Source organism: Dechloromonas sp. ARDL1 (assembly GCF_051122455.1).
Taxonomy (GTDB): domain Bacteria; phylum Pseudomonadota; class Gammaproteobacteria; order Burkholderiales; family Rhodocyclaceae; genus Azonexus.
The window spans coordinates 4,193,023-4,219,602 of record NZ_CP168939.1 but is presented as its reverse complement, the minus strand read 5'-3'; the positions used below and the strand labels follow the sequence as shown (position 1 = coordinate 4,219,602).

Here is a 26,580-nt window from a genome sequence, read left to right as displayed (position 1 = left end):
TTGCTGGTGCAAAAAACGATGATCGACTGAACTCCTGATTTGTCCCACCATTCGATAAACTGAATCGTCCTGGCGACGTCCCCCCGTTTTCAGTAGCACAGGGCTTTAGAGTCCAGAGTTAATTTACCTGATTTCTGGGTGAGTGATTTGGCATAGGCGGCGGGAGTCAAACCGCCTAGAGATTTCTTTGGTCGCTCCTCGTTGTATTCCCGGCGCCAGGCTTCAATGACGACCTGTGCGTGTCGCAGACTGGTGAACCAATGCTCGTTCAGGCACTCGTCCCGGAATCGCCCGTTGAATGATTCGATGTATGCATTCTGATTGGGCTTGCCGGGTTCAATGAGGAAGAGTTGAACCCCGCGGGCATGTGCCCAGGTCAGCATGGCCCGGCTACAGAATTCCTTGCCGTTATCCGTTCTGATCGCCTTGGGCAGCCCGCGTATTTTGGCCAACTGATCGAGGGTTCGCGTGAGTTGCATGCCGCCCATCGCTCGCTCCGGAACAATTGCTACCGCTTCATGCGTGGCGTCATCGACGATGGTCAGGCTCTTGATGACTCGCCCTTCCGCCGTCCGGTCGAACACGAAATCCATCGACCAGACCTGATTGGCGGCCAGCGGGCGTTCCAGAGGATGACGGTCAGCCATCGGAATCTTTTTGCGCTTTCGCCTTCTGACTTGCAGACCGGCCTCGGCGTAGAGTCGATCCACACGCTTGTGATTCACCACCATGCCGGCCTGCCGCAGCTTTAGGTAGATCATCCCGGCCCCGTAGCGCCGATGACGTTGAGCGAGTCCGATGATCTTCTCTTTCAAGACAGCATTGCGATCCGTCGCCGGCCGGTAACGGAATGAACTCGGACTCATGCCGATTAAACGCAGTGACCTCCGCTCGCTGAGCCCCTTGTCGATCAGGTAGCGCACCAGATCACGCCGTGACGGTGCGCTCACCACTTTTTTCTCAGGGCCTCTTTCGCGATCTCATTCTCCAAGAGCGACTCGGCTAACAGTTTCTTCAGCGTAAGCGTCCTTTCATGGCCGTCTGGCGAATAGTTTGAAACAGAGAGAAAGTGGTGCCCGCCAAACAAAGTAGCGGGGATCATTTTGGAGACAGCAGAGGTTGTTAGCGGCGGACGGCGTGGCCGGCCGAATTATCCGCTTGAATTCAAGCGCCGATTGGCCGTGGAAGCTTGCGAGCCCGGGGTGTCGGTGGCGAAGCTAGCGCTGCGGTACGGGCTGAACACGAACATGGTGTTCAAGTGGCGGCGGCAATATCGGGCGGGGCAGTTCGAGATACAGGGCGACTCCAAGGCCGTTGGGATACAGCCTCAGCCCCTGTTCCTGCCCGTAATTGCAGAACCGGCGGGCGACACAAAGGCCACCAAGGCGACGATCACCGCGGCGGCGGGATATATCGAGATCGTCCGGGGCCAGACCAGCGTTCGTGTGTGTGGCGATGTCACGGCCTCGGCACTGCATCTGGTACTGGATTGCCTGGCGTCCAGGGAATGATCGGACTGCCGGTAGGAACGCAGATCTGGCTGGCGGCCGGCGTGACTGATATGCGCCGTGGCTTTGATGGACTGGCTGCCATTGCCCAGGAGCAATTGGCGGCAGACCCATTCAGCGGTCACGTCTTCGTGTTTCGTGGCCGGCGCGGCGACCTCGTCAAACTGCTCTGGTGGGATGGCGATGGTCTGTGCCTGTTTGCCAAGCGGCTCGAACGCGGGCGCTTCATCTGGCCGAATGCCACCGATGGGCGAGTTCATCTGAGCAAAGCCCAACTTGCCATGCTCCTGGAAGGGATCGACTGGCGGCGTCCTGCGCGTACCTGGCAGCCCGAGCGGGCGGCGTAAAGCCGGCCTGCGGGGGCTGTTCACTGCCCCTGAATTCCCGTAGACTTCGGTCATGCCCAAGCCAGACCAATCCTCTACCAGCCAGGCTTCCTGCGAAGTCGATAAGCTGCGCCAGCAGGTTGAAAGGCTGCTTGAGGAGAACGCCCGTCTGAAGCTGCTCGTCGCCAAGTATCGTCGCCTGCACTTTGGCCAGAAATCGGAAACGCTGGCGCAATTGGGGCAACTCGATCTTGGGCTGGCGTTCGAGCCACTGCCGCTCACGCCGGCTTCGCCGATATCGTCCGCGCCGGATAAACCGGCCGACACGCCGCGAATCAGGAACCGCAAGCCCTTCCCGGAAACAGCGCCCCGCGAAACGGTGACGCATATGCCGACGGCAGAGTGCTGTCCGGATTGTGGCGGGCAATTTACGCACCTCGGTGAGGACGTTTCGGAAATGCTCGAGTACGTGCCAGCCAGTTTCAAAGTGATTCGCCATGTGCGGCCGAAACTGGCCTGCACCCGGTGTGATCACATTGCCCAAGCGGCGGCCCCCGCCCGTCCGATTCCCCGCGGCTTTGCCGGTCCTGCCCTGTTGGCTCACGTGCTGGTCGGTAAGTTCTGCGATCACTTGCCGCTGTATCGGCAAAGCGCCATTTATGCACGCAGCGGTCTGGACCTGGACAGGGCACTCCTGGCCGAATGGGTTGGACATTGCCATGACTTGCTCTCGCCGCTGGTGGATGCGATCCGGCGTTATGTCCTGGGCGGCAGCAAGGTACATGCCGATGACACACCGTTACCAGTGCTCGCGCCGGGCAAGGGGCGAACCAAGACCGCAAGGCTGTGGACGTATGTGCGGGATGATCGCCCAGCGGGAAGTGGCGATCCGCCAGCAGTCTGGTTTGCCTACTCGGAAGATCGCAAGGGACAACATCCCCGTGATCATCTGAAATCCTTCCGCGGCATCCTGCAAGCCGATGCTTATAGCGGGTTCGATGCCTTGTACGAGATTGGCAAGATTCAGGAAGCCGCCTGCTGGGCGCACGTCCGGCGCAAATTCGTCGATGTCTATCGGGCCCAGGCTTCGCCCATCGCGGCCGAGGCCATTGCCCAGATTGCCGAGCTGTATGCCGTCGAAAGTCAAATCCGTGGCCGATCGCCCGGTGAGCGGCAGGTCATTCGTCAAGTGCAAGCCTATCCCTTGCTCAAGATCATGCATGCCTGGCTCGACGCTCAGCGCCAGCGGATATCACGCAAATCCGGCCTTGCCGATGCAATCAGCTATGCGCTCAATCACTGGTCTGCGTTGATCCGCTATGCCGCAGATGGCCGAATCGAGATCGATAACAATGCGGCAGAGCGTGCATTACGCGGAGTCGCTTTGGGGCGAAAGAACTACCTGTTCGGCGGCTCGGATGTCGGCGGCGAGCGCGCAGCCAGCATGTATTGCCTGATCGGTAGCGCGAAACTCAATGGGATTGATCCCGAGGCTTACTTGCGGACAGTCCTGACCCGGATTGCCGAGCATCCGATCAATCGGATTCATGAGCTACTCCCGTGGAATCTTTACCCCGATCACGCCACCGTTGAACAGAAAGCTGCCTGAAATGAGTAACGTCATTGCGCTGAAGAAGCCCAGAGCCAAGAAGATTCCCGATCTGCTGCAACTGAAGATTGAGCTGGCCTGGATCAAGCCGACCATCTGGCGGCGCATCCTGGTGCCGGAGTCGATCACGCTGGGCAATCTACATCAGGTCCTGCAAGTCACCTTCGGCTGGTGCGATTACCACTTGCACGAGTTCGACTTTGGTGGCAAGCGCTTCGGCATTCCCGACCCCGAATTCGATTGGGAGCCAGTTCGCCCGGAGACACGAGTCCAGCTCAAAACCGCCTTGGGCGGCATGAGTTCGTTCAAGTACATCTACGACTTCGGCGATCACTGGGAACACCGGGTCAAGGTCGAGAAGAAATTGCCAGGCGATCCCGAATTGAGCCACCGTGCCATGCTCCTGAAAGCCGCGAATGCCACACCTCCGGAAGATGTCGGTGGCGCGCCCGGTTACGCAGACTTCGTGGCAGCCATGACCGACCCCAACCATCCCGAGCACCAGTCGATGTCCGAATGGCACGGCGATGCCTTCGATCCCGCATTCGTGGACGTCGTCGCCATTAGCCTCGCTTTACACGACCTGAAAATCTGATTTCAAGACGGCTTCGGGACGACGCTTACTCTTCAGCCGGGTGTTCTCTGCTTCCAGCTCCTTTAGGCGCTTCGCGTCCGAGACGCTCATCCCGCCAAACTTGCTGCGCCAGAGGTAGTAGCTGGCTTCCGAGAAAGCGTGCTTACGGCACAACTCGGCAACCGGCATCCCCGATTCAGCTTCCCGCAGGAAGCCAATGATCTGTTCTTCAGTGAATCGCTTCTTCATGTCCAATCTCCTTGTCGTGGTGGATTGGACTCTAAAGTCAGGCGCTACTCAATTCCGGGGGGACGTCGCTGGCAATAGAGGAGACTCTATTTGCTGATACAACCATTCCAATCGAATAGACAATTCCTTCGTAAACGTAGCTCTTTGGAATTAGCCCCTCGGTGCCTCTTTCGGTTAAGTGTTTTCGACTTTACCTACCCACTTTTGATGTTAGCTAACCGGCTCATGCGCGGTGCACTGAAACTTTTTCAGGGATTTAGCACTCTTAGTCAGCGAGTGCTAAAATAAGTGTGAACCTTGAAGGAGGACTTAACGCTATGACCCATGCCTTGGCTCTTCCCATCCCATCGACTGTCGGGAATATCGACGCCTACATCCAGGCAGCGAATCGTTACCCGATGCTGTCCGAAGCAGAGGAAGTCCGACTGGCCGAGCGTTTCCACAACGAAGGCGATGTGGAGGCGGCGCGTCAGCTTGTGCTTTCTCACTTGCGCCTCGTCATCTCCATTGCACGCGGCTACCTTGGCTATGGCCTGCCGCACGCCGATCTGATCCAGGAAGGCAATATCGGCCTGATGAAGGCAGTCAAGCGCTACGACCCGACACGTGGCGTGCGCTTGGTGTCCTTCGCCATGCACTGGATCAAGGCCGAGATTCACGAATACATCTTGAAGAACTGGCGCCTAGTCAAGGTCGCCACGACCAAGGCGCAGCGCAAGCTGTTCTTCAACCTGCGCAGCCTGAAGAACGAGTACGAAGGCGTCGATACGCTGTCAGGTTCGCAAGCTGCCGAAGTGGCCACCCGCCTGGGCGTCAAGCGCGAAGAGGTCGTCGAGATGGAAACCCGTCTATCCGGACGCGACCTGGCGTTGGAGGGCAACCCGGACGACAGCGAGGAAGCCTTCGCGCCGATCGACTACCTCGCTGACTCGCGCTACGAGCCGACGCGGGTACTGGAAAACAAGGCGCAGGCCTATCAACAGAACGAAGGCCTCCACGCAGCGCTGGAAGGACTTGATCCTCGCAGCCGCCGCATCGTCGAGGCACGCTGGCTGAACGAAGGCGAGGCGGCGACCTTGCATGAACTGGCCGCCGAATTCGACGTATCGGCCGAGCGCATTCGCCAGATCGAGGCCAAGGCCCTGCAGAAGATGCGCGGCTTGCTGACGGCCGACTGAAGCGGGGGCATAGCCCGATAGCAAAAAGGGAGCCGAGGCTCCCTTTTTTAACGTCCGTCGCTTCAGTTCTTTTTCTTGGCCGCCTTGCCTTTGCTCTCGGCCAGATTGCCCTTGAAGTCGTTGTCGACCAGCGGCGGTGCGTCAACCTGCGGCACGTGGCACTGGACGCAGTTATGACGGGCAGCCGAGGCTTCCGGCAAGACCCTGCCTTCACGGTCGCGGAAGTGGCTGTCACCGACTTTCGGCGCCTTCTTCTTCTGGTAATTCGCCGCGCTATGGCAGGTCATGCACTGGTTTTCCTCCAGCGTGATCTCGTCGAAGTTCTCGACAGCATGCGGGATGACCGGCGGCTGCTCCTTGAAGGTCCGCGCCACCTTTTCCTGTCCGCCCGGTTTGCCCCCCAGGTATTTTTTGGCCTCAGGTGCCTGATCGACGGAAGCGACATCGCTGCCACGCATCGGTTTCGGCGCTTCCTGGGCAAAAGTCGGTGATACGAACGCCCAGCAGGCGACGGACGCCAGAACGGCGCAGGACAGCTTCAGGGTGTGTTTCATGATGGGCGCTCCTCCTCTAAGACTCGATCATCACTTGGCTCCGGACTGCACCCTGATGGAAGCAGTTGAAGCCGGGTTATTGCCGCGTAATCCGAAGTTGAATACATCCTTCGAACAGACATCGATACAACGTCCACAATTGGTGCAATTGGCAGCCAGAATCACCGGGCCGACACCCTTGCCCTCGCCCTTAAGGGCGGGACGGATGACTTGCGGTTCCGGGCAGACTTCGAAACAGTCCATGCAATCATTGCAAGCACTGCGCTTGCTGGCCGAAACCCGTACCGGGCTCCACTTGCCGAGCAGGCCGTAAAAGGCGCCCACCGGGCAAAGCCGTCCGCACCAGCCGCGATTCATCACAAACAGGTCGAACAGGAAAATGGCCAGAACGACCATCCAGGCCGTTCCGATCCCGAATATCAAGCCGCGATGCAGCATGGAAACCGGGTTGATCAGCTCCCACAGCACGATACCGGTCAGAGCCGAACCCAGCAGGGTCATGCCCAGTATCCAGTAGCGCGTCTTGGCCGACAGGCTGCTCGCTCCCTTGATGCCGAGCCGGTCGCGCAGCCAACCGGCGGCATCGGTCACCATGTTGATCGGACATACCCAGCTGCAATAGACGCGGCCACCAACCAGTAAATAGAAGGTGATGGCAATCGCGACGCCGATCACCCCCAGCTTTTCCGGCACGTTGCCGGCCGCCAGCGATTGCAGCGCGACATAGGGATCGGTCAGCGGCAGCACGTTCAGGGTATAACTGTAGTTCAGGTTGCCCTTGACGATCCAGAGTCCAGCCAAGGGCCCGAGCAGGAACAGCGCGAGAATGGAAAGTTGTGACACACGGCGCAGGAGCAGCCATTTGTGGGCACCCAGCCAGCCCTTCTCCTCGATCGCTTCGGCACCGATACGTTTCTTGTGGGCGGCCCGGCTCATGGCTTGCCCCCCAGGCCAGGCGGCAGGCTGGGAATGGTCACCACCTCCTGGCCCGACATACCGCGCATGGCCTCGGTCTGCCCCGATGCCGGATCGTAGTGGCCGGGGAGCCGCGCCCCTTCCGGCAAACGGTCCGGCAGATCGACCATCTTCGATTCGTCGATCAGCGAATGTCCGGCCTTCTTCTGCTCTTCCCAGCCCAGTCGGTAGTGCTTGCCAAGTTCGCCCTTGGCCAGCTTGGGCGGCAGGATGCGGATGGCGGCCTCTTCCAGCACACAGGATTTCTCGCACTTGCCGCAGCCGGTGCAGTGTTCAGAATGCACGGTCGGCAGGAACATGGCATGGCGCCCGGTGCGCGTATTGGGCTGCATGTCGAGCGTGATCGCCTTGTCGATGACCGGGCAGACGCGGTAACAGACATCGCAACGCAGGCCGAGGAAGTTGAGACAGGTTTCGTGGTCGATGAGTACCGCCACGCCCATTTTCGCCTTGTTGATGTCGGTCAGGTCATGATCCAGCGCCTTGGTCGGGCAGGCCTTGACGCAAGGGATGTCCTCGCACATTTCACAAGGAATATTGCGAGCGGTGAAATACGGTGTGCCGGTCGCTACCGGCGCCTCCGGCTTGGCGAGTTCCAGCGTGTTGTAGGGGCAGTCGCGCACGCACAGGCCACAGCGTATGCAGGCACCGAGAAAATCCGCCTCGGCCAAGGCGCCGGGCGGGCGCAGAGCCAGGGCGGGCAGTGCCTTCGACTGTTTGGCATAAAGGCCAAGCCCCAGTCCCAACATGCCGACGCCGCATGCCATCTTGGCGGAATCGAACAGGAACTGGCGGCGGGCCGCGCTATTTTTTGGGGGTATTGCCGTCATCTCTCATCTACTCTGCAGTTCAGCCAGCGCCGGACGGGCCCCTTTTCCCGTCCGGTACCGGCGCTCCCTGATTGCCTTGTTGTTCCCTTACGCCTTCACCACCTTGCAGGCGCACTTCTTGTAGTCCGTCTCTTTCGAGATCGGACAGGTCGCATCCAGCGTCAGTTTGTTGATCAGGCGATGTTCGTCGAAGAAGGGCGCGAAGACCAAGCCGAGCGGCGGCTTGTTGCGCCCCTTGGTTTCGACGCGCAACTGGACCTCGCCGCGCCGGGTAGCCAGCTTGACCACATCGTTGCGGGCCAGCCCTCGCTTCTTGGCGTCTTCGGGATGCATGTAGAGCACCGCATCCGGCATCGCCTTGTACAGCTCCGGCACGCGGCGCGTCATCGATCCGGTATGCCAGTGCTCCAGCACGCGGCCAGTACACAGCCAGAGGTCGAATTCCGCGTCCGGCATTTCGGCCGCCGGCTGGTAGGGCAGCGCGAAGGCGATGGCCTTGCCGTCCGGATAGCCATAGAAACGCACGCCCTCGCCCTTCGGAACATAGGTATCGTAACCCTCGCGGAAGCGCCACAGCGTTTCCTTGCCGTCAACCACCGGCCAGCGTAGGCCGCGCGCCTTGTGATAGACGTCAAACGGGGCCAGATCGTGGGCCTTGCCACGACCAAAGGCGGCGTATTCCTCGAACAGGCCTTTCTGAACGTAGAAGCCGAAGGACTGGGACTCGTCGTTCATGTAGTCCTTGATGCCGTGGGCGTTAACCTTCTTCACCTCGTCGAGACCGAACTTGTTGACCTGACCGTTGGCAAAAAGGACATCGAACATCGTCTTGCCCTTGTATTCCGGATTCTTGTCGAGCAGTTCGGCCGGCCAGACCTCCTCGATCTTGAAGCGCTTCGAGAACTCCATGTACTGCCACAGATCGGACTTGCCCTCACCCGGCGCCTTGACCTGCTGGCGCCACATCTGGCCACGCCGCTCGGCGTTGCCGTACATGCCTTCCTTTTCCATCCACATGGCGCAAGGCAGGATCAGGTCGGACGACATCGCCGAAACCGTCGGGTAGACGTCGGACACCACCACGAACGCCTTGGGATTGCGCCAGCCCGGATAGATTTCATCATTGACGTTCGGGCCGGCCTGCATGTTGTTGGTCGTCGACGTCCAGTAGAAGCCGAGCTTGCCGTCCTTCAGCGCGCGGCTCTGGGCCACGGCGTGCAGGCCGATCCAGTCGGGAATCGTTCCGGCCGGCAACTTCCACAGCTTTTCCGACAACTCGCGGTGCTTGGGATTCATCACCACCATGTCGGCCGGCAGACGGTGGGCAAAGGTGCCTACCTCGCGTGCCGTGCCGCAGGCGGACGGCTGGCCGGTCAGCGAGAACGGCCCGTTGCCCGGCTCGGAAATCTTGCCGACCAGCAGGTGCACGTTGTACATCATGTTGTTCACCCAGGTACCACGGGTGTGCTGGTTGAAGCCCATCGTCCAATAGGAAACGATCTTGACCTTCGGGTCGGCGTAGGCCTTGGCCAGCGCTTCGAGGTTTTCCTTTGGCACGCCGGAAATCTCGTGCGCCTTGTCGAGCGTGTATTCGGACACGAAGGCGGCGAACTCGTCGAAGGTCATCGGCGTCGAGTTGTTCGGATTGCCCTTCGGTTTGCCGTCCTCGCCCGGGTAGCCGTTGTTCATCGCCACCTTTTCCAGCGGGTGATTCGGGCGCAGACCGTAGCCGATATCGGTGACGCCCTTGGCGAACTTCACGTGCTTGGCGACAAAATCCTTGTTCACCGCACCAGTCGTGATGATGTGGTTGGCAATGTAGTTGAGGATGGCCAGGTCGGACTGCGGCTTGAAGATCAGCGTGTTGTCGGCCAGCTCGCAGGAGCGGTGGCTAAAGGTCGACAGCACGTGAATCTTGACGTGCTTGGCGCTCAGCCGACGGTCGGTGATGCGCGCCCAGAGTATCGGGTGCATCTCGGCCATGTTCGAACCCCACAGCGCAAAAACGTCGGCATGCTCGGCGTCGTCGTAACAGCCCATCGGCTCGTCGATGCCGAAAGTACGCATGAAGCCGGCCACGGCCGAGGCCATGCAGTGGCGGGCGTTCGGGTCGATGTTATTGGAGCGGAAACCGGCCTTGAACAGCTTGGCGGCGGCGTAGCCCTCCCACACCGTCCACTGGCCCGAGCCGAACATCGCGATGTTGCGCGGCCCGCCTTCCTTGAGCGCGGCCTTGCACTTCTCTTCCATGATGTCGAAGGCCTGCTTCCAGGAAATTGGCTTGAAGTCGCCGTTCTTGTCGTACTTGCCATCCTTCATCCGCAACATCGGCGTCTGCAGGCGGTCCTTGCCATACATGATCTTGGAAAGGAAATAGCCCTTGATGCAATTCAGGCCGCGATTCACCGGCGCCTCCGGATCGCCCTGGGTCGCAACGACACGGCCGTCCTTGACCCCGACCAGCACGCCGCAACCGGTACCGCAGTAGCGACAAACCCCCTTGTCCCAGCGTACCCCGTCCCCCGCTTTCTGCTGGGCCACAGCCAAGCCGGGAACGGTAATGCCGGCAGTTACGGCAGCCGCCGCCACCGCGTTGCTCTTGATGAAATCACGCCGGGTCAGTTTTACTTGCATCATCTCAGGCCTCCTCGTCTGGATCGGATTCGTACTGGTGGTACACCAACGAAGCCGAGAGCACGCCCGGCATCCGGTGTATCGCTTCAAATGTGGTGACCGTGGCGCCTTCAGATGCGCTTTCGATGGACACGATGATGCGCCCATCTTCATTGACGACATGAACCTCCACGCCTTCGAGTAGCCGGAGTTGTTCGGCCACCTGTGTTGCGTCATCCGGCAAGGCACCGATGATGACGCTGGAAATATTGATGCCTTGGGAGGCTTTCATGTCCATGCTACGCCCAGTCAGTTTGATGTCAGCTCGGGCAGGCTACGCTCCTCAGGGCATGCTTCTTTAGCGCAGATCAAATCCGGCAAAATACCCCTGCAACTTCTAATGAAATGTTGACGGGGATCAAATACGGGGCAATACGCGTCGCGCGTTGGCTGTCGTTGCAGCAACGACAGCGGGGCGGGTGATGCCGCGCAAATCGGCCAGCACATCGGCGATCGTGGGCAATTCGGACGGGGCATTGCGGCCGCCGTTCAGCCAGGCGGGGGGAATATCCGGGGCATCGGTTTCAAGGACGATGGATTCCAGCGGCAACTCGGCAGCCAGTGCCCGGATGCGGGTCGAACCGCTATACGTCATCGCGCCGCCAAAACCGAGGACGAAGCCGAGCTGGATGAAGGCTTCGGCTTGCTGACGGCTGCCGTTGAAAGCGTGGGCGATGCCGCTGCGCACCCGGAAACGGCGCAATTGCTTCAGGACCGGATCGACCGCCCGCCGCACATGCAGGACGACCGGCAAATCGAATTCGCGGGCCAGTTTCAGCTGTTCGACAAAGAAGAACTCCTGGCGCAGGGGATCGCTGTCGGTAACGTAATGATCGAGACCGATCTCGCCGACCGCGACGGGGTTTTCGTCCGCCAGCCAACGGCGCAGCGTCGCCAGATCGCCCTCCGCCGCCTGCATCACGTAAAGGGGATGAATGCCGTAGGCCGCCGCGCAACCGGCGTATTGCGCCACGGTCTGCCGTGTCTTGCCGAAGCCGGCGACCGTCACCGCCGGCACGACCAGCTTCGTCACGCCGGCCGCCAGGGCCGCTGCATGCACCTCGCGCCGGTCGCCGTCGAATTCGGCTGCGTCGAGATGGCAGTGGGTATCGATCATCCGCGCAGGAAGGGAAAATCGGGGTCGGGCAGCGTGCCGCTCATCATCTCGGCCAGCGCCGCCGCCGAGCCGCAAGCCATCGTCCAGCCCAGCGTACCGTGACCGGTATTGAGCCACAGGTTGGCGAAACGCGTCCGCCCGATCAGCGGGACGTTGGAAGGGGTCGCCGGGCGCAGGCCGCACCAGAAAGCCGGCTCGCCCACGGTCCGCAGGTGTGGAAACAGTTGTCTTGTCCGGTCGATCAAAGCCTGGCAACGCACCGGGTTGAGGTCGAGGTTGTAACCGTTGAACTCGGCTGTCCCGGCGACCCGCAAGCGATTCCCCAGCCGCGAGAAGACCAGCTTGCGCTCGTCATCGGTCAGGCTGACCGACGGCGCATGGCTGTCATCGTCCAACGTCAGCGTCGCCGAATAACCCTTGGCCGGATAAACCGGCACGGAAACGCCGATGGGCCGCAGCAGAAGCGGCGAATAGCTGCCCAATGCGACGACGTAGGCATCGGCCGTCAGCAATTCGGGTGCATTGCCGTTGTGCACGACCATGCCAGCCACTTTGCCGGCACGCGTGGCAATCCGCTCGATCGTCGTTTCCATGCGGAATTCAACGCCCGCCGCTTGCGCATGCCCGGCCAGGTCCTGCGTGAAGCGATGGGCATCGCCCGACTCGTCCGAGCGCGTGTAGTCGCCACCGACGAGCAAATGGCGGGCATCGACGAGGGCCGGCTCCAACTGGAGACAACGCTCGACATCGACCGTATCGCGATCGAGTCCCAGCTGACGCATCAACCGGGCGGCTTCGGCCGCCAGGGCAAAATCCCGGCGGTCGGTGTAGATGTGCAGGATGCCGCGCTCGAGGTGGTCGTACTGCAAGTCGAGCTCGGCGCGCAAGGTCTGCAGACAGCGCCGGCTGTACAGTGCGAGACTGACGATGGCGGCGATGTTCTGCTGCGTCCGGCCGGGCAGGCATTCGACGAGAAAACGCAGCCCCCATGCCAGTTGTGCCGGGTCGGCACGCCAGCGCCAGAGCAAGGGGGCGTCCTCGCGCCCCAGCCATTTCAGGACACGCGGCAGGACGTGCGGATTGGCCCACGGCTCGGCATGGGAAACGGAAATCTGGCCGCCGTTGGCAAAGCTGGTTTCATTGCCGGCCACCGGCTGACGATCGACAACTGTCACCTGATGCCCGGCCCGGGCGAGATACCACGCACTCGTTGTGCCGACGACGCCGGCGCCCAGCACGAGTATCCTCAAGCCTCCCCTCCCCGTTCGCGGGCGATACGAATGACCTCGGGAATATGACGGATGCCGCGCATCACGGCGGCGAGGTGATTGCGGTGAGCAACCTGGACGGTGAAGCGCAGGGTGTTGTACAGGCGCTCCGGATCGGTATCCATCGCGACATGTTCAATATTCGACCCGGCCTCGGCAATGGCGGAGGCGACCTGGGCGAGAACGCCGCGTGCGTTCTTGACCTCGACATTGATGCGGATATCGAACAGCTTGCCCTCTTCCGGCTCCCATTCGACGTCGATCCATTTTTGCGGCTCCGCCGAGCGCGACTTACGAATGGTCGGGCAATCGTGCGTATGGATGATCAAGCCGCTCCCCTTGCGGATCGACCCGATGATCGGGTCGCCAGGAATGGGCTGGCAGCAACGCGCCAACTGGATGGCCATGCCTTCGGTGCCGTGGATGGCCAGGGTCATGTTGCTCGGCGAATCGGCCGACAGGTCTTCCCGCGCCAGCAAGCGACGGGCAACAACCGACGGCAGGCGCTTGCCAAGGCCGATTTCGGTATAGACATCCTCCATCGACTTCTGCCCGCCCGCCTTGACCAGCGAATCCCAGGCTTCTGCCGGGATCGAGATGGGCACTACACCGAGCGACAGCAGTTCCTGGCGCAACAGGCGCTCGCCAAGACGTGCCGACTCCTCGTTCTGCATAGTGCGCAGGAAATGACGGATTTTGCTGCGTGCGCGGCCGGTTTTCACATAGGTCAGCCATACAGGGTTGGGGCTGGCCTGCGGCGATGTGATGATTTCGACGAGATCGCCATTGCGCAATTCGCTGCGCAGCGGCGCCAGTTCGTGATTGACCCGCGCCGCCGAACAGTGATGACCGACATCGGTGTGCACGGCATAGGCAAAATCGACCACCGTCGCACCGCGCGGCATGGCCAGTATCTTGCCCTTGGGCGTGAACACATAGACCTCATCCGGGAAAAGGTCGATCTTGACGTTCTCGAAGAACTCCGACGAATCGCTGGTCTGCATCTCAAGCAGCGACTGCAACCACTTGTGCGTCTTGATCTGCAGATCGGCGCTCGACTCGTCCATGTCCTTGTACAACCAGTGCGCCGCCACACCTTCCTGCGCGACGTTGTGCATCTCGCGGGTGCGGATTTGCACCTCGACCGGCGTGCCGTAGGGGCCAATCAACGTCGTGTGCAGCGACTGGTAGCCGTTGGCCTTGGGAATGGCGATGTAATCCTTGAACTTGCCGGGTACCGGTTTGAACAGGCTGTGCAGGGCGCCGAGCGCCAGGTAGCAGGTCGGCACGTTGTCGACGACGACACGGAAACCGTAGATGTCGAGCACCTGCGAGAAGGACAGGTGCTTGTCCTTCATCTTGCGGAAGATCGAATACAGGCTCTTTTCGCGCCCGAAGACCTCGGCCCTCAGGCCGGCATGCATCAGCTTGTCGCGAATCCCGTCGAGGATGCGGGTGAGCAGTTCCTTGCGATTACCCCGCGCGGCGTTGAGCGCCTTGGACAAGACCTGGGCGCGATGCGGGTGAATCAGCGAGAACGACAGATCCTGCAGTTCGCGGTACAGCTTGTTCAGGCCCAGGCGCAAGGCGATCGGAGCGTAGATTTCCAGCGTTTCGCGGGCGATGCGGGCACGCTTGTCGGCACGCATCGCCGACATCGTCTGTAGGTTGTGCTGGCGGTCGGCCAGCTTGATGAGCACGACGCGCAAATCGCGCGCCATGGCCATCAGCATCTTGCGGAAATTCTCGGCCTGCGCCTCCTGATAGGAAGCGAACTCCATCTTATCGAGCTTGGAGAGGCCATCGACCAGCTCGGCGACTTCCTTGCCGAATTTCTCGGCCAGTTCGTGCTTGGTAGTGCCGGTATCCTCCAGCACATCGTGCATCAGCGCCGCGCAGATCGCGTCGGCGTCCATGCGCCACTCCACCACGGCGCCGGCAACGGCCAGCGGATGGGTGATGTAGGGCTCGCCCGACATGCGCTTCTGATGCGCGTGGGCCTTGGCCGCGAAAGCGTACGCGGCCTGGATTCTCGTTACATCGGCGGTAGGGAGATAGTCGAGACTATCGAGGAAAACCCGGTAGGCGGGTTCCACACAGGATGGCGGCGCAGGATCCATAGGTCTTCACCGCCCCATGACTCAGGCCTGACCGCGGTTCAGCACTTCCAGACCAACCTTGCCAGAACCCATTTCCTTCAGCGCGACAACCGTCGGCTTGTGCTTTTCCGGGTCCACCAGCGGCGTGGCGCCATTGGCCAATTGACGGGCGCGGTGTGCGGCGGCAAGGGTCATCTGGAAACGGTTCGGAATTCTCTTCAGGCAGTCATCAACGGTAACGCGGGCCATGCTAAACCTCTAATTTCAAATCAATCTTTCGAACAGGGCGGCGTGACGGACACGCTGAACCCCGACGCTCAGGCGGGAGGCGCGCACGACGGCACGCAAATCTTCCAGCGCCTGCGCTAACTGGTCGTTAATAATAACATAGTCGAATTCGCCGACATGGCGCATCTCGGCCTGCGCCGCAGCCAGACGGCGGGCGATGACGTCGGCGCTGTCGGTGCCTCGGCCGGTCAGGCGGCTGGTCAACTCTTCCATCGACGGCGGCAGGATGAAAATCCCGATCGCCTCGGGGAACTGCTTGCGTACCTGTTGCGCCCCCTGCCAGTCGATTTCCAGCAATACATCGTGGCCTGCCGCCAACTGGTCGGCGATCCATTTTTTCGACGTGCCGTAAAAATTTCCGTGCACCTCGGCCCACTCCAGAAACTCCTGGCGAGCGATCATGGCCTGGAACTCGACCGTGTCTACGAAATGATACGCGCGCCCGTTCTCCTCACCTGGACGCGGGCCACGCGTCGTGAAGGAGATCGACAGATGCACGCTGCTTTCCTGTTCCAGCAGCATGCGCACCAAGGTGGTCTTGCCCGCCCCCGACGGAGCGGCAACGACAAAGAGATTTCCGGCCATGCGTTTGTTTCCCGTGCGGACTGGCGCCGTGCGCCAAAGCCGTCATTGTAGCGGCGGCTTCGGCAACCAGCGTTGCAGGATCTGATTCAAGCGTTCCGGATCGACCGGTTTGGCGATATGGTCGTTCATCCCGGCAGCCAGGCAGCGCTGACGATCCTCGGCAAAGGCATTGGCCGTCATGGCAATGATCGGGGTCGTTACGTAATCCGCCATCCCCCTGATACGGCGCGTCACCTCGAGACCATCAATGCCCGGCATCTGCAGGTCCATCAGGATCAGGTCATAACGAACAGTCCGCACCATGGCAATAGCCTGCTCGCCATCCTCGGCCATATCCAGCGGCAGCCCGGAAATTTCGCGAATCAGTTCGCTCGCCACTTCGCGATTCAAGGGCTCGTCCTCGACGAGCAGCAGGCGTGCGGCCGGATTGTGCTGGATCGATGCCTCCTGCTCGGGTACCGGCGCTTCCACAGTGCAGGGTGCCGCCTTCCCGAAACGGGCCGTCATCCAGAAAGTACTCCCCTCTCCCGGCACGCTGTCGACCCCGGTCTGGCCGCCCATTAGCTCGGCCAGACGCTGGGTAATGACCAGCCCCAGGCCGGTTCCGCCATACTTCCGGGTTGTCGAGTTGTCGGCTTGCTCGAAGGGACGGAACAGGCGCTGCCGGACGTCCTCAGGAATGCCGATTCCGCTATCCTGAACCTCAAAACGTACCCACAGACTGCCTTCGTCCTCGCCCACCACCGCCCCGCGCAGAATGATGCTGCCGGCGTCAGTAAACTTGATCGCATTGCCAACATAGTTCAGCAAGGCTTGACTGGTCCGCGTGTAGTCGCCAACCATGCAGGTTGGCAGCCCATCCATTGCGACCTGGAAAGACACCCCCTTGGCCGCGGCCTTGTCGATATTCAACCCGACAACCCGCTGAACGACATCGGCAACTCGGAAGGTAGCCTGTTCGAGCACCAGCTTCCCAGATTCGATCTTGGAAATATCGAGCACGTCATTGATGATCGACAACAGGTGATCTGCCGACGCCATCAGTTTGTCGAGCCGGTCAGCCTGCCGCGGCGCCAGCTCGTCACGCTTGAGCAGATGCGCCAGACCAACGATGGCATTCATCGGCGTCCGGATTTCATGGCTCATGTTGGCCAGGAACGCGCTCTTGGCCAGGTTCGCCGACTCGGCGACATCCTTGGCCTGCTCGAGCTCCGCCGTCCGTTCCCGCACCAGCACCTCGAGATGCTGGCGATAAATCTCCAGCTCCTGCGCATTGCGTTTCGGTTCGTCGATATCCGTGACAAGCCCGACCAGGCCGACCAAATCGCCTTGCTCGTCAACCAGGCGCCGCCCGCACAGGAAACCCCAGAACATCGACCCGTCGCGCCGCACATATTCCCGCTCCAGCCTGACGAAGGGAATTTCGGATGCCATCAGCTTGCGCATTTTTTCGCGCCCCACCTCCCTCTCGTTGGGATGGACCAGCGAAACATACTCATCGCCGATCAGCTCGGCCATGGGAATCCCCCACATGGCCGACATCCGTTCGTTGGCCATCACGATGCGCCCATCCGGATCGACCAGAAAAATCGCGCCATCGGAGGTATCGAAGAGTGTCCGCAATATCTGCTCGCGCTCGCCGAGACGGCTGGCATAGCGATGCATCATGAAGAGCGCGCCACCGCTCAGGGCGATGAACAAGATCAGCATGGCCAGGATGACCCGACGCTGCCCCTGCCAGGGCTGCAGGTAGTGCGCCTCGGGAATGCCGACATCAATGTAGAAGCGGTAGTCCGGATTGAAGCGATAAGCATGCAGCCGACTGACGCCATTGGCGTTGGCACCGGCTACGTAAGTGCCTTCACGCGGATTGCTCGACAACGCTGCGTCAAATTCGTCGGATACCGTCGAGGAGCCGCGTTCATCAGCTGCATCGCTGGCCGGAACCTGAACCAGCAAGACCATCTCCTGGTCGCGCCAGGAAATCGAACCGGCATCGCCGATACGCAGCCCGGAAAATCCTTGCTGAAAATAGTCCAGATCAATGCCGGCGTAGGCGATCCCGGAAAATTTGCCATCCTCGTCGGGTAAGCGCCGCGCGATGACGACCAGCGATTTGCCGGTGAGCCGACCCACCAGCGGCTTGGACATGACCCATTCGAGCCTCGGGTCATCCCGCAAGCGCCGGAAGTAATCCCGGTCGTCGACCTTCAGGCCGCCCCTGGCTCCGCCGCCAAATCCGACAAGGGATACGCCTTCGGCATCGGCAATACGCAGCACCCCCAGTTGCGGCAAACGCTCTCTCTGGCGACGGAGGAAGCCTTCCATGGCCTCGGGGGAACCATGAGCGTTAACGACACGCTCCACGTAGAGATCGATAGCATCCTGCAGCAACAGGTCGACCATTTCCAGCGACGCAGCCACATCGCGCTCGACCAGCATGGCGAGGTTTTCGGTCGTCTGCTGTGTCTGGCTGCGATGCTGGCGGAGGCTCGTCGTCAGCAGGTAGGCGCCCAAGGCTATGGCCAACAGGATCACCACCAGCCAGCCCAGGATGAAGCGTTGCGTCAGCGCCGTCGGAGACAGTGGAGGAGCGGCGCCGACGGTCTGCATGGTGGCTGGCTTTTATTCCAGATTCTGAATTTGCTCGCGCATCTGCTCGATGAGCAGTTTGAGATCCATCGAGGCCTGGGACACCTCGGTAATCGCCGACTTGGAGCCTAGCGTATTGGCCTCACGATTCAACTCCTGCATCAGGAAATCCAGCCGCTTACCACAGGCGCCACCCTGCTTGAGCACGCGTTCGACTTCGTCGAGATGCGTCGTCAGGCGGCTCAGTTCCTCCGCCACGTCAATGCGCGTGGCGAACACCGCAACCTCCTGAAGGATGCGATCGTCGCTGGCATTGCCCAAGGCCTCGGTCAGGCGCTGACGCAACTTTTCCGTAAACAGGGCCTGCGCCTCGGGAATGCGGGGGGCGACACGACGCACAATATCGCGCATGCCGTTGACCCGTTCGACAATCATGGCCGCCAGTTTGGCGCCTTCGCGCCCCCGGCTGGCCGTGAAGTCGTCGAGCGCCTCGCGGGCGAGCGCCATGACCTCGGGCCCAAGCGCTGCAAAATCTACGCTCTGGTCGCCGAACATGCCGGGCCAACGCAGGGTTTCATTCACGCTCAGGGGCGCCGCCTCGGGCAACTGCGCACGCACCTGGGCGCTCAGCGCCTGCAGGTTGGCGAGCAACTCAACGTTGAGCTGAAGCTGCTCGGCGCGGGCCGCCGCCGCATTGAAGGACAGGCGGCATTCGACCTTGCCGCGCGACAGGCGGGCCGAAAGCAGTTCGCGCAGCGGCATTTCCAGCGCCCGCAAATCCTCGGTAACCCGGAAGTGGAAATCGAGATAGCGGGAATTGACGCTTTTCAGCTCTATTTGCAGTGAACCGCGATCTACATCACGGGTTTTCACTGCATAACCAGTCATACTACAAATCATTGTCGGGGGCTCTCCAGCTTTACAGGCCGGACGACACGCCCGAAAATGCCTGAAATTGCATCATAACCGCGAGCTCCATGGCGCAACAAGCCAATCAACCGTTACCCAACGGTCACCAACTTGAGGAATACACGATAGACCGCCAGCTTTCGCTCGGCGGTTTTTCCATCGTGTATCTCGCGACCGACCCCGAGGGGCGACAGGTTGCCATCAAGGAGTATCTGCCCAACAGTCTGGCGTTGCGCAGCCGCGGCGAGATCAACCCGGTCATCACGGCGGAACACCTGGGCGCCTTCCGCTACGGCATGAAGTGCTTCTTCGAGGAAGGCCGCGCACTGGCCCGCCTGTCACACCCGAACGTGATCCGCGTGTTGAACTTCTTTCGCGCCAACGACACGGTGTACATGGTCATGGAGTACGAGCATGGCCGGACGCTGCAGGAATTCATCCAGAAACACCAGGGACACATTTCGGAGCGCTTCATCCGCGGCGTCTTCACCCGCATGCTGAACGGCCTGCGCGAGGTGCACTCCAACAAGCTGCTGCACCTCGACCTGAAGCCATCGAACATCTATCTGCGTGGCGACAACACGCCGGTGCTGATCGACTTCGGCGCTGCCCGCCAAACGCTGATCACCGACCAGCCCGTCCTCAAGCCGATGTACACCCCGGGTTTTGCGTCGCCCGAGCACTACGGCACACGCAAGGATCTCGGCCCGTGGAGCGACATTTACAGCGTCGGCGCCTCAATGTACGCCTGCCTGGCCGGCGTCGCCCCGCAAGCGGCCGACAGCCGCATGAAAAAGGACTCGCTGGCCCCGGCCATGGTGCGCTGGGATGGCCAGTACTCCGACCGCCTGCTCGAGATTATCGACTGGTGTCTGAACCTCAATCATCTGTACCGGCCGCAAAGCGTTTTCGCCTTGCAGAAGGCGCTTGTCGAAGCCATCACACCGCCCCGCCCGAAGCCCAACCCGACCTGGCTTGGTCGCTTCGTGGATAAATTCAGGAATCCGACGCGATGAGATTCACCATCTACCAGGAAAGCCGCGTTGGCGGCCGCGCCAACAACGAAGACCGGACAACCTACTGCTACTCTCGCGATGCCCTGCTGATGGTCGTCGCCGATGGCATGGGTGGCCACCATTACGGTGAGATCGCGGCACAAATCGCCGTCCAGACGCTGGCCGACGCCTTCCAGCGCGAGGCCCGCCCGCTACTGGCCGACCCCTTCCGCTTCCTGCTCAAGGGCATGACCAACGCCCATCACGCCATCCTTGACTACACCGCGCGCCACAAACTGAGCGACACCCCGCGCACCACCTGCGTTGCCTGCGTGGTACAGGACAATGTCGCCTACTGGGCGCACGCCGGCGATTCGCGCCTCTTCCTGATGCGCGACGGCCGGGTCATCGCCCAGACCAAGGACCACTCGCGCATTCGCCTGCTCGTCGAGGAAGGCATGATCACCGAAGCGCAGGCCGTCTTTCACCCGGACCGCAACAAGATCTACAGTTGCCTGGGCAGCCCGACGCCGCCGGAAATCGAGTTTTCGCGCAAGACGCCACTCGACCACGGCGACATCCTGTTGCTGTGCACCGATGGCCTGTGGGGCGAAATTTCCGGCGAAATGATGGCCGTCGCCCTAAAGGGCACCAATCTACTGCAGACGATCCCGATGGTGCTCAATCAGGCAGATGCCAAGGGAGGCCCGCATCGCGACAACCTGTCGGTGGTTGCCGTGCGCTGGGAGGATGCCTATGTCGAAGAAGCAAGCAGTTCCATCTCGACACAGACCATGACCCAGGACGAAGTCACCACCCGGCTCGAGGAATTCGGCCGTAATCCGGCCTACAAGAGCGAGCTGAGCGAGGTCGAGATCGAGGATGCGATCGAGGAAATCCGCGCCGCCATCGAAAAATACAACCCGAAGAAATAAGGAAAGCCATGCGCCCCAGCCAACGCCAGCCGGACCAGCTCCGTAGCGTCCGCATCACCCGTAATTTCACCCGCCACGCCGAAGGCTCGGTGCTCATCGAAATGGGCGATACCCGCGTGCTATGCACCGCCTCGGTCGAGGAAAACGTGCCGCCCTTCCTGCGCGGTAAAGGCCAGGGCTGGGTGACCGCCGAATACGGCATGCTGCCCCGCTCGACGCACACCCGCAGCGCCCGCGAGGCAGCGAAGGGAAAACAGACTGGCCGCACCCAGGAAATCCAGCGCCTGATCGGCCGCAGCCTGCGCGCCGTCACCGACCTCAAGGCGCTTGGCGAACGCCAGATCACGCTCGATTGCGATGTATTGCAAGCCGATGGCGGCACCCGCTGCGCCTCGATCACCGGCGCCTGGATCGCGCTTTATGAAGCCTGCGACAAGCTGGTCCAGGCCGGCAAACTGCCGGCCACCCCGGTGCGCGACCATGTCGCCGCCATTTCGGTCGGCATCTTTGAAGGCAGCCCCGTGCTCGACCTCGACTACCCGGAAGACTCGAACTGCGACACCGACATGAACGTCATCATGACCGGCCAGGGCGGCATCGTCGAGGTTCAGGGGACAGCCGAAGGCGAACCCTTCACCCGCCAGCAGATGAATGTGCTGATGGACCTCGCCGAGATGGGCATCCGGCAGCTCGTCGCCGCCCAGGAAAGCGCCCTCGCCTCATGAAAAAACTCGTCCTCGCGTCGAACAACGCCAAGAAGATGAAGGAACTGAATGCGCTGCTGGCGCCGCTCGGCTTCGAAGTCATCCCGCAGGGCCAGCTTGGCATCCCGGAGGCCGAAGAGCCGCACGGTACCTTTGTCGAGAACGCGCTGGCCAAGGCCCGCCACGCCGCCCGACTCTCCGGCCTGCCGGCGCTGGCCGACGACTCCGGGCTATGCGTCAAGTCACTGGGCGGCGCCCCCGGCGTCATCTCCGCGCGCTACGCCGGTGAGCCGAAATCGGATGCCCGCAACAACGAGAAGCTCCTCGCCGACCTGTCCACGCAATCCGACCGGCGGGCCCACTTCGTCAGTTGCCTGGTGCTCTGCCGCAGCGCCGACGATCCCCAACCGATCATCGCCGAAGGCGAATGGCACGGCGAGATCGTCGACCAGTATCGCGGTGATGGCGGCTTCGGCTACGACCCGCTGTTCTTCGTCCCGGAATTCGGCAAGACCGCCGCCGAGCTCGATGCCGATACCAAGAACGCCGTCTCGCACCGCGGGCGTGCCATGCAGAAATTGATCGAACGCCTGCCGTCGCTGTAGGTCGAATTCGGCGCCCCGCCCGAGCGCTTCGCCGCCGGGCTTGGGCGCTCCACCCTACAGCCGGAAACACCCATGGCCCGCACCATTCCAATCTTCGCCGCCGGCAAGGCACCCTCCGCCAAGGCTCCCCTCGAATTCCGCGTCTCGCCGCCGCTCGCCCTCTACGTCCATGTGCCGTGGTGCGTGCAGAAATGCCCGTACTGCGACTTCAATTCGCACGAGGCCGGGGAGACCATTCCCGAACGCGAATACGTCGACGCGCTCATTGCCGATCTGCAATCGGCGCTCCCGCTCATCTGGGGCCGGCCGGTGGTCAGCGTCTTCTTCGGCGGCGGCACGCCCAGCCTCCTCTCGCCAACCGCCATCGACGAATTGCTCGCCGCCTTCCGCGCCCTGGCCATGCTGGCGCCGGATGCCGAAATCACGCTGGAAGCCAACCCGGGCACGGTCGAAGCCGAGAAATTCGCCGGTTTCCGCGCGGCCGGCGTGAATCGCCTGTCGCTCGGCATCCAGAGTTTCAACGACGACCACCTGAAGGCCCTCGGGCGCATCCATGGCGCAGCCGAAGCCAAGCGTGCGGCGCAGCTCGCCGGCCAGCATTTCGAGACCTTCAACCTCGACCTGATGTACGGCCTGCCCGGCCAGACGCACGAGCAAGCACTCACGGATGTCGAAACGGCACTGAGTTTCTCGCCGACCCACCTCTCCTGCTACCAACTGACCCTGGAGCCGAACACCCGCTTTGCGGCCTTTCCGCCAGAACTGCCAGAGGGCGACGTTTGTGCCGACATGCAGGAAGCCATCGAGGCACGACTGGCAACGGCCGGCTTCACCAACTACGAAACCTCGGCCTTTGCCCTGCCCGGCCGCCAGTGCAAGCACAACCTGAATTACTGGTACTTTGGCGACTACCTTGGCATCGGTGCCGGCGCCCATTCGAAACTGACCCTGCACGACCGGGTGCTGCGCCAGATGCGCCAAAAACACCCCAAGGCCTATCTGGACAACATCCGCAGTGGCAACGCGGTTCAGGAACACAACGAAGTCGAGGCAACCAGCCTACCCTTCGAGTTCATGATGAATGCCCTGCGCCTGGCTGACGGCTTTCATCCGTCGCTGTTCGAGGCGCGCACGGCCCGCTCGCTCAACGGCATCCTGCCGCAACTGAAGGCTGCCGAAGCCGAGGGGCTGCTCGAAGTCGGTCCCGAAAAAATTGCGCCGACCGCGAAGGGCCGGCGCTTCCTGAACGTCCTGCTCGAACGTTTTCTATAAAAATCAGTGCGTCGCTTCGGCAACGAAGATTTCGACGCGCCGATTCTTTGCCCGGCCGGCCGCCGTGGCATTGTCGGCGATCGGCTCCTGCTCGCCACGACCGTCGATGCTGATCCGCTTGCTCGCCACGCCGCGCGACACCAGGTAATCCCGGGTCGCGGCCGCCCGATTGACCGACAGCGGATTGTTTGTCGCGTCACTGCCAACGTTGTCGGTATGCCCGACGATGCGCAGGGTCGTCACCGGGTTCTGGTTCAACGTTGTGGCAAAACGGTCGAGCACGGCATGCAGCCCCGGCTTGATGTGGTATTGCCCCGAATCGAAGGACAGATCGCTGGGGATATCGAGCTTGAGCTGGTTGTCGGCCGTCTGGCTGACTGCGATGCCGGTCCCCTGCGTCGCCTGCTCCATCGCCGCCTTCTGTTCCTGCATATGCCGCGACCACAAATAACCGCCGCCGGCGCCCAGCGCAGCGCCAATCGCGGCACCTGTCGCTGCGCTCTTGGTCTTGTTGCCACCGGCAGTCACACCGCCCAACACGGCGCCGGCAACGGCGCCGATGGTCGCTCCGGTCGCTGTCGTGCGCTGGGTTTCATCCAGATTGGCACATCCACCCAGGGCGGTCGACAAGACGGCAAGGGCAAGAAAACCGTTCACGCTGTTTTTCATGGTTCGCACTCCTCGATCAAGCGAAAAAAGCCGGGCGCGCATCAACCGAAAAGCCCGCCCTTCCTGAGCATGTCCAACCCTTGCGACAGCAGGTCGCCCCCTTGCGGCAACTGGCCGTTCGGCGTCAGCTGGTCGACTACCTTCGGCAGCAGGTCAGCCAGGTTGCCGGAAGCCTGTTCCGGCGACACGCCAAGCTGGGCGGCAATTTGCTGCAGTTGACCGGAACCGAGGACGGATTGCAGCTGCTCCGCTGAAATCGGCAGGTTCTGCCCGGTCGACACCCAGGAATTGACGATCTCGCCCAACCCACCCTGTTGAAAGGACTGGACGAGCCCGGCCAACCCACCCGGTTGGTTGTTGAGCAACTGCATGACGATGCCGAGCAGCGGATTGTCGCCGCCGGACTGCCCGCCGGCCAAGGCACCGACGACGGAATCGAGAAGACCCATGATGACTGCTCCGATGAAGTTGGGCCTTTCATCCTACGCCATCGCCATGGCGCTTATGTGAAGATTTGCGAACCCTTCGGTGGCCGGCGCTCAGGCCAGCATCTCCCCGTCGACGTAGTACCACCGGCCATCTTCGCGGACGAAACGGCTCAATTCGTGGAGCCGATGTCCGCGGCCGGCAATGCGATAGCGGGCAACGAACTCGACCGTGGAGTGGTGTTCGTCCAGTTGCTGGTGAGACCTGACGGTGAGGCCGAGCCACTTGCTCGAATCGGCATCAAGATCGAGTTCGCTCGGCCGGGTCGAGGCATGCCAGGTCGCCAGCAGATAGTCGCCCAGCTTCAGCACATAAGCGCTATAGCGCGAACGCATCAGCGCCTCTGCGCTGGCGGCTGGGTTTTCACCGGCATGCAGGGGATGGCAGCAGGCGGCGTAGCGCCGGCCGCTGCCACACGGACAGACATCCGGCTGTTTCATGCCTCCCAGGGCGGCACCGCGGCACCGCCCGATTGCGCCGGACTGGCAGGCACCTCGGCCGCCTCGACTTTCTCGCCACCCAATGCCTCGATCAGCTGCGGCAGGAAGCGGGTCAGCTCCCCCGTCATCAGGGCGAAATCGGCATCGAATTGCTCGTCGGCATGCTCGGCGCTCTTTTCCGCCTCTTCCTTGAGCAAGTCGAGGAAGGCGAGGCGCTTGACCTCCATTTTCTCGCCCAGCACGAAGGAAATCCGGTCGTCCCACGTCAAGGCCAGCTTGGTCGGCAGCTTGCCGGCCGCCAGATGCGCCTTGATTTCCCCGCTCACCTCGTCGCCCAGCGGATGGCGCACATAGCGGACCGCCGATTTTTCTTCGCCGACCGCCTTCAGCTCGCAATCGCGGTCGATGGTGAACCCGTGTGGCGCATCGCCGCCGGCCAGCCAGTCGGCCATCGCCGACTGCGGCGACAACTGGGTATGCACCGGGGTCAGCGGGAATTCGTCGAGACAATGCCGCAGGTGCTCGATTGCCTCCTCGGCCTTGCCGGGGCTGCCGGCGTCAACAACGAACCAGCCGTTCTGCGGGTCGATCCAGATGAAAGTCGAGCGCTTCTTGGTGAAGGCGCGCGGCATCAACTCCTCGGTAACGCGCTCCTTCAACTCGCGCAAGGCCTTGCGGCCCGGCGCATAGCCCTGTTCCTCGGTGAGTTTCTCGGCGCGCTCGCGGACTTCGTCATTGACGACCGACGACGGCAGCAGACGCTGCTCGACGGCCAGGGCGATCAGCCACTGGCGATTGTTCGCATAAATCAGGCCGCCATCCTTGCGCGGCGGCACCCAGCCGCGCGACATCGGCTCATGGCTGGCGCAGCGGGCGAAGGTGCCGCGAGCGAGTTGCTCCTCGAGTTTGACGAGATCGATATTCCACGGCGTTTCCAGCCGATAGATTTGCAGATTCTTGAACCACATGTTTCTGTTTTCCTGAAAACGGTGCGGAGCACAATCGGGGCTCCGGTCGAGGAGCGGATTTTATCAGCCCACTCGTCGTAGGCTGACGCAAGTTCTGCCGCGTCATAACAAAGGGCAACAAAAAACCCCGCCGATCAAGGCGGGGTCTGCTTGGCGATGCCTAGCCGTCCCA

Annotated in this window: 26 protein-coding genes and 2 pseudogenes; 10 read left to right on the top strand and 18 right to left on the bottom strand. The window is 61.7% G+C overall.

The window, feature by feature from the left end:
• Positions 1-89: 89 nt before the first annotated feature.
• Positions 90-1,018 (bottom strand): annotated as a pseudogene (locus AB6Q56_RS20865) (IS3 family transposase); the annotation flags it as partial.
• A 163-nt stretch (positions 1,019-1,181) separates the two neighbouring features.
• On the opposite strand from AB6Q56_RS20865, the gene AB6Q56_RS20860 reads away from it, so the two are divergent.
• From AB6Q56_RS20860 to AB6Q56_RS20845, 4 genes are read left to right on the top strand one after another with little or no spacing between them, the layout of a single operon-like run.
• Positions 1,182-1,511: a transposase gene (locus tag AB6Q56_RS20860; protein WP_434517123.1), complete on the top strand. Its 330-nt coding sequence runs from the start codon at positions 1,182-1,184 to the stop codon at positions 1,509-1,511.
• Positions 1,508-1,855, top strand: a complete 348-nt coding sequence (gene tnpB, locus AB6Q56_RS20855) for an IS66 family insertion sequence element accessory protein TnpB (RefSeq protein WP_434513754.1) — start codon at positions 1,508-1,510, stop codon at positions 1,853-1,855. The genes AB6Q56_RS20860 and tnpB overlap by 4 nt, the downstream gene beginning before the upstream one ends.
• Before the next feature lie 52 nt (positions 1,856-1,907).
• Entirely contained in the window at positions 1,908-3,443 is a 1,536-nt protein-coding gene (gene tnpC / locus AB6Q56_RS20850; protein ID WP_434513753.1) for an IS66 family transposase, read from the top strand.
• Positions 3,382-4,038 carry a plasmid pRiA4b ORF-3 family protein gene (locus AB6Q56_RS20845; protein WP_434514937.1) on the top strand — a complete coding sequence of 219 codons (657 nt, stop codon included), beginning with the start codon at positions 3,382-3,384 and terminating at the stop codon, positions 4,036-4,038. Before tnpC ends, AB6Q56_RS20845 begins: the two co-directional genes overlap by 62 nt.
• Here the strand turns inward: AB6Q56_RS20845 and AB6Q56_RS20840 are convergent.
• Positions 4,033-4,266, bottom strand: a pseudogene (locus tag AB6Q56_RS20840) (transposase); the annotation flags it as partial. The gene AB6Q56_RS20845 and the pseudogene AB6Q56_RS20840 sit on opposite strands and share 6 nt — an antisense overlap.
• A gap of 317 nt (positions 4,267-4,583) precedes the next feature.
• On the opposite strand from AB6Q56_RS20840, the gene rpoH reads away from it, so the two are divergent.
• Complete coding sequence (gene rpoH / locus AB6Q56_RS20835) at positions 4,584-5,444, top strand: RNA polymerase sigma factor RpoH (protein WP_434514936.1); 861 nt, start codon at positions 4,584-4,586, stop codon at positions 5,442-5,444.
• 62 nt (positions 5,445-5,506) lie between these two features.
• On the opposite strand, the gene AB6Q56_RS20830 is transcribed toward rpoH, so the two are convergent.
• The 12 genes from AB6Q56_RS20830 to AB6Q56_RS20775 form a co-directional block, all read right to left on the bottom strand.
• On the bottom strand, positions 5,507-5,998 hold the full coding sequence (locus tag AB6Q56_RS20830) for a nitrate reductase cytochrome c-type subunit (RefSeq protein WP_434514935.1): 492 nt from the start codon (positions 5,996-5,998) through the stop codon (positions 5,507-5,509).
• A 30-nt stretch (positions 5,999-6,028) separates the two neighbouring features.
• Positions 6,029-6,934, bottom strand: a complete 906-nt coding sequence (napH, locus tag AB6Q56_RS20825) for a quinol dehydrogenase ferredoxin subunit NapH (RefSeq protein WP_434514934.1) — start codon at positions 6,932-6,934, stop codon at positions 6,029-6,031.
• A complete protein-coding gene (gene napG, locus AB6Q56_RS20820; RefSeq protein ID WP_434514933.1) occupies positions 6,931-7,803 on the bottom strand; it encodes a ferredoxin-type protein NapG in 873 nt (290 codons plus the stop codon). The genes napH and napG overlap by 4 nt, the downstream gene beginning before the upstream one ends.
• Before the next feature lie 87 nt (positions 7,804-7,890).
• Entirely contained in the window at positions 7,891-10,440 is a 2,550-nt protein-coding gene (gene napA, locus AB6Q56_RS20815) for a nitrate reductase catalytic subunit NapA (protein ID WP_434514932.1), read from the bottom strand.
• A gap of 1 nt (position 10,441) precedes the next feature.
• Positions 10,442-10,708 (bottom strand): chaperone NapD, encoded by a 267-nt coding sequence (locus AB6Q56_RS20810; RefSeq protein ID WP_434514931.1) that lies wholly within the window; start codon positions 10,706-10,708, stop codon positions 10,442-10,444.
• Positions 10,709-10,834: 126 nt separating this feature from the next.
• Positions 10,835-11,593 carry a TatD family hydrolase gene (locus AB6Q56_RS20805; RefSeq protein ID WP_434514930.1) on the bottom strand — a complete coding sequence of 253 codons (759 nt, stop codon included), beginning with the start codon at positions 11,591-11,593 and terminating at the stop codon, positions 10,835-10,837.
• The gene (locus tag AB6Q56_RS20800; protein WP_434514929.1) at positions 11,590-12,843 is read right to left on the bottom strand and encodes a D-amino acid dehydrogenase; all 1,254 of its coding nucleotides are present in this window, start codon (positions 12,841-12,843) and stop codon (positions 11,590-11,592) included. The genes AB6Q56_RS20805 and AB6Q56_RS20800 overlap by 4 nt, the downstream gene beginning before the upstream one ends.
• Complete coding sequence (locus AB6Q56_RS20795; RefSeq protein ID WP_434514928.1) at positions 12,840-14,981, bottom strand: RelA/SpoT family protein; 2,142 nt, start codon at positions 14,979-14,981, stop codon at positions 12,840-12,842. Before AB6Q56_RS20795 ends, AB6Q56_RS20800 begins: the two co-directional genes overlap by 4 nt.
• 21 nt (positions 14,982-15,002) lie before the next feature.
• Positions 15,003-15,209, bottom strand: coding sequence for a DNA-directed RNA polymerase subunit omega (gene rpoZ / locus AB6Q56_RS20790; protein WP_150428094.1), 207 nt, complete (start codon positions 15,207-15,209; stop codon positions 15,003-15,005).
• A gap of 15 nt (positions 15,210-15,224) precedes the next feature.
• The gene (gmk, locus tag AB6Q56_RS20785; protein WP_434514927.1) at positions 15,225-15,833 is read right to left on the bottom strand and encodes a guanylate kinase; all 609 of its coding nucleotides are present in this window, start codon (positions 15,831-15,833) and stop codon (positions 15,225-15,227) included.
• Between the two features lie 42 nt (positions 15,834-15,875).
• Complete coding sequence (locus AB6Q56_RS20780) at positions 15,876-18,446, bottom strand: response regulator (RefSeq protein ID WP_434514926.1); 2,571 nt, start codon at positions 18,444-18,446, stop codon at positions 15,876-15,878.
• A gap of 12 nt (positions 18,447-18,458) precedes the next feature.
• Positions 18,459-19,325 carry a YicC/YloC family endoribonuclease gene (locus AB6Q56_RS20775; protein WP_434514925.1) on the bottom strand — a complete coding sequence of 289 codons (867 nt, stop codon included), beginning with the start codon at positions 19,323-19,325 and terminating at the stop codon, positions 18,459-18,461.
• A 77-nt stretch (positions 19,326-19,402) separates the two neighbouring features.
• Here AB6Q56_RS20775 and AB6Q56_RS20770 point away from each other — a divergent pair, with 77 nt between their 5' ends.
• From AB6Q56_RS20770 to hemW, 5 genes are all read left to right on the top strand, one after another.
• Complete coding sequence (locus tag AB6Q56_RS20770; protein ID WP_434514924.1) at positions 19,403-20,350, top strand: serine/threonine protein kinase; 948 nt, start codon at positions 19,403-19,405, stop codon at positions 20,348-20,350.
• Entirely contained in the window at positions 20,347-21,264 is a 918-nt protein-coding gene (locus AB6Q56_RS20765) for a PP2C family protein-serine/threonine phosphatase (protein ID WP_434514923.1), read from the top strand. The genes AB6Q56_RS20770 and AB6Q56_RS20765 overlap by 4 nt, the downstream gene beginning before the upstream one ends.
• Before the next feature lie 8 nt (positions 21,265-21,272).
• Complete coding sequence (gene rph, locus AB6Q56_RS20760; RefSeq protein ID WP_434514922.1) at positions 21,273-21,989, top strand: ribonuclease PH; 717 nt, start codon at positions 21,273-21,275, stop codon at positions 21,987-21,989.
• Positions 21,986-22,573: an RdgB/HAM1 family non-canonical purine NTP pyrophosphatase gene (rdgB, locus tag AB6Q56_RS20755; protein WP_434514921.1), complete on the top strand. Its 588-nt coding sequence runs from the start codon at positions 21,986-21,988 to the stop codon at positions 22,571-22,573. The genes rph and rdgB overlap by 4 nt, the downstream gene beginning before the upstream one ends.
• Before the next feature lie 72 nt (positions 22,574-22,645).
• Positions 22,646-23,845, top strand: a complete 1,200-nt coding sequence (gene hemW, locus AB6Q56_RS20750; RefSeq protein WP_434514920.1) for a radical SAM family heme chaperone HemW — start codon at positions 22,646-22,648, stop codon at positions 23,843-23,845.
• A 3-nt stretch (positions 23,846-23,848) separates the two neighbouring features.
• Here the strand turns inward: hemW and AB6Q56_RS20745 are convergent, their stop codons facing one another.
• The 4 genes from AB6Q56_RS20745 to AB6Q56_RS20730 form a co-directional block, all read right to left on the bottom strand.
• On the bottom strand, positions 23,849-24,514 hold the full coding sequence (locus AB6Q56_RS20745; protein ID WP_434514919.1) for an OmpA family protein: 666 nt from the start codon (positions 24,512-24,514) through the stop codon (positions 23,849-23,851).
• 41 nt (positions 24,515-24,555) lie between these two features.
• The gene (locus AB6Q56_RS20740; RefSeq protein WP_434514918.1) at positions 24,556-24,963 is read right to left on the bottom strand and encodes a YidB family protein; all 408 of its coding nucleotides are present in this window, start codon (positions 24,961-24,963) and stop codon (positions 24,556-24,558) included.
• A 90-nt stretch (positions 24,964-25,053) separates the two neighbouring features.
• Complete coding sequence (locus tag AB6Q56_RS20735; RefSeq protein WP_434514917.1) at positions 25,054-25,440, bottom strand: YchJ family protein; 387 nt, start codon at positions 25,438-25,440, stop codon at positions 25,054-25,056.
• Positions 25,437-26,408: a recombination-associated protein RdgC gene (locus tag AB6Q56_RS20730; protein WP_434514916.1), complete on the bottom strand. Its 972-nt coding sequence runs from the start codon at positions 26,406-26,408 to the stop codon at positions 25,437-25,439. The genes AB6Q56_RS20735 and AB6Q56_RS20730 overlap by 4 nt, the downstream gene beginning before the upstream one ends.
• Between the last annotated feature and the right edge of the window lie 172 nt (positions 26,409-26,580).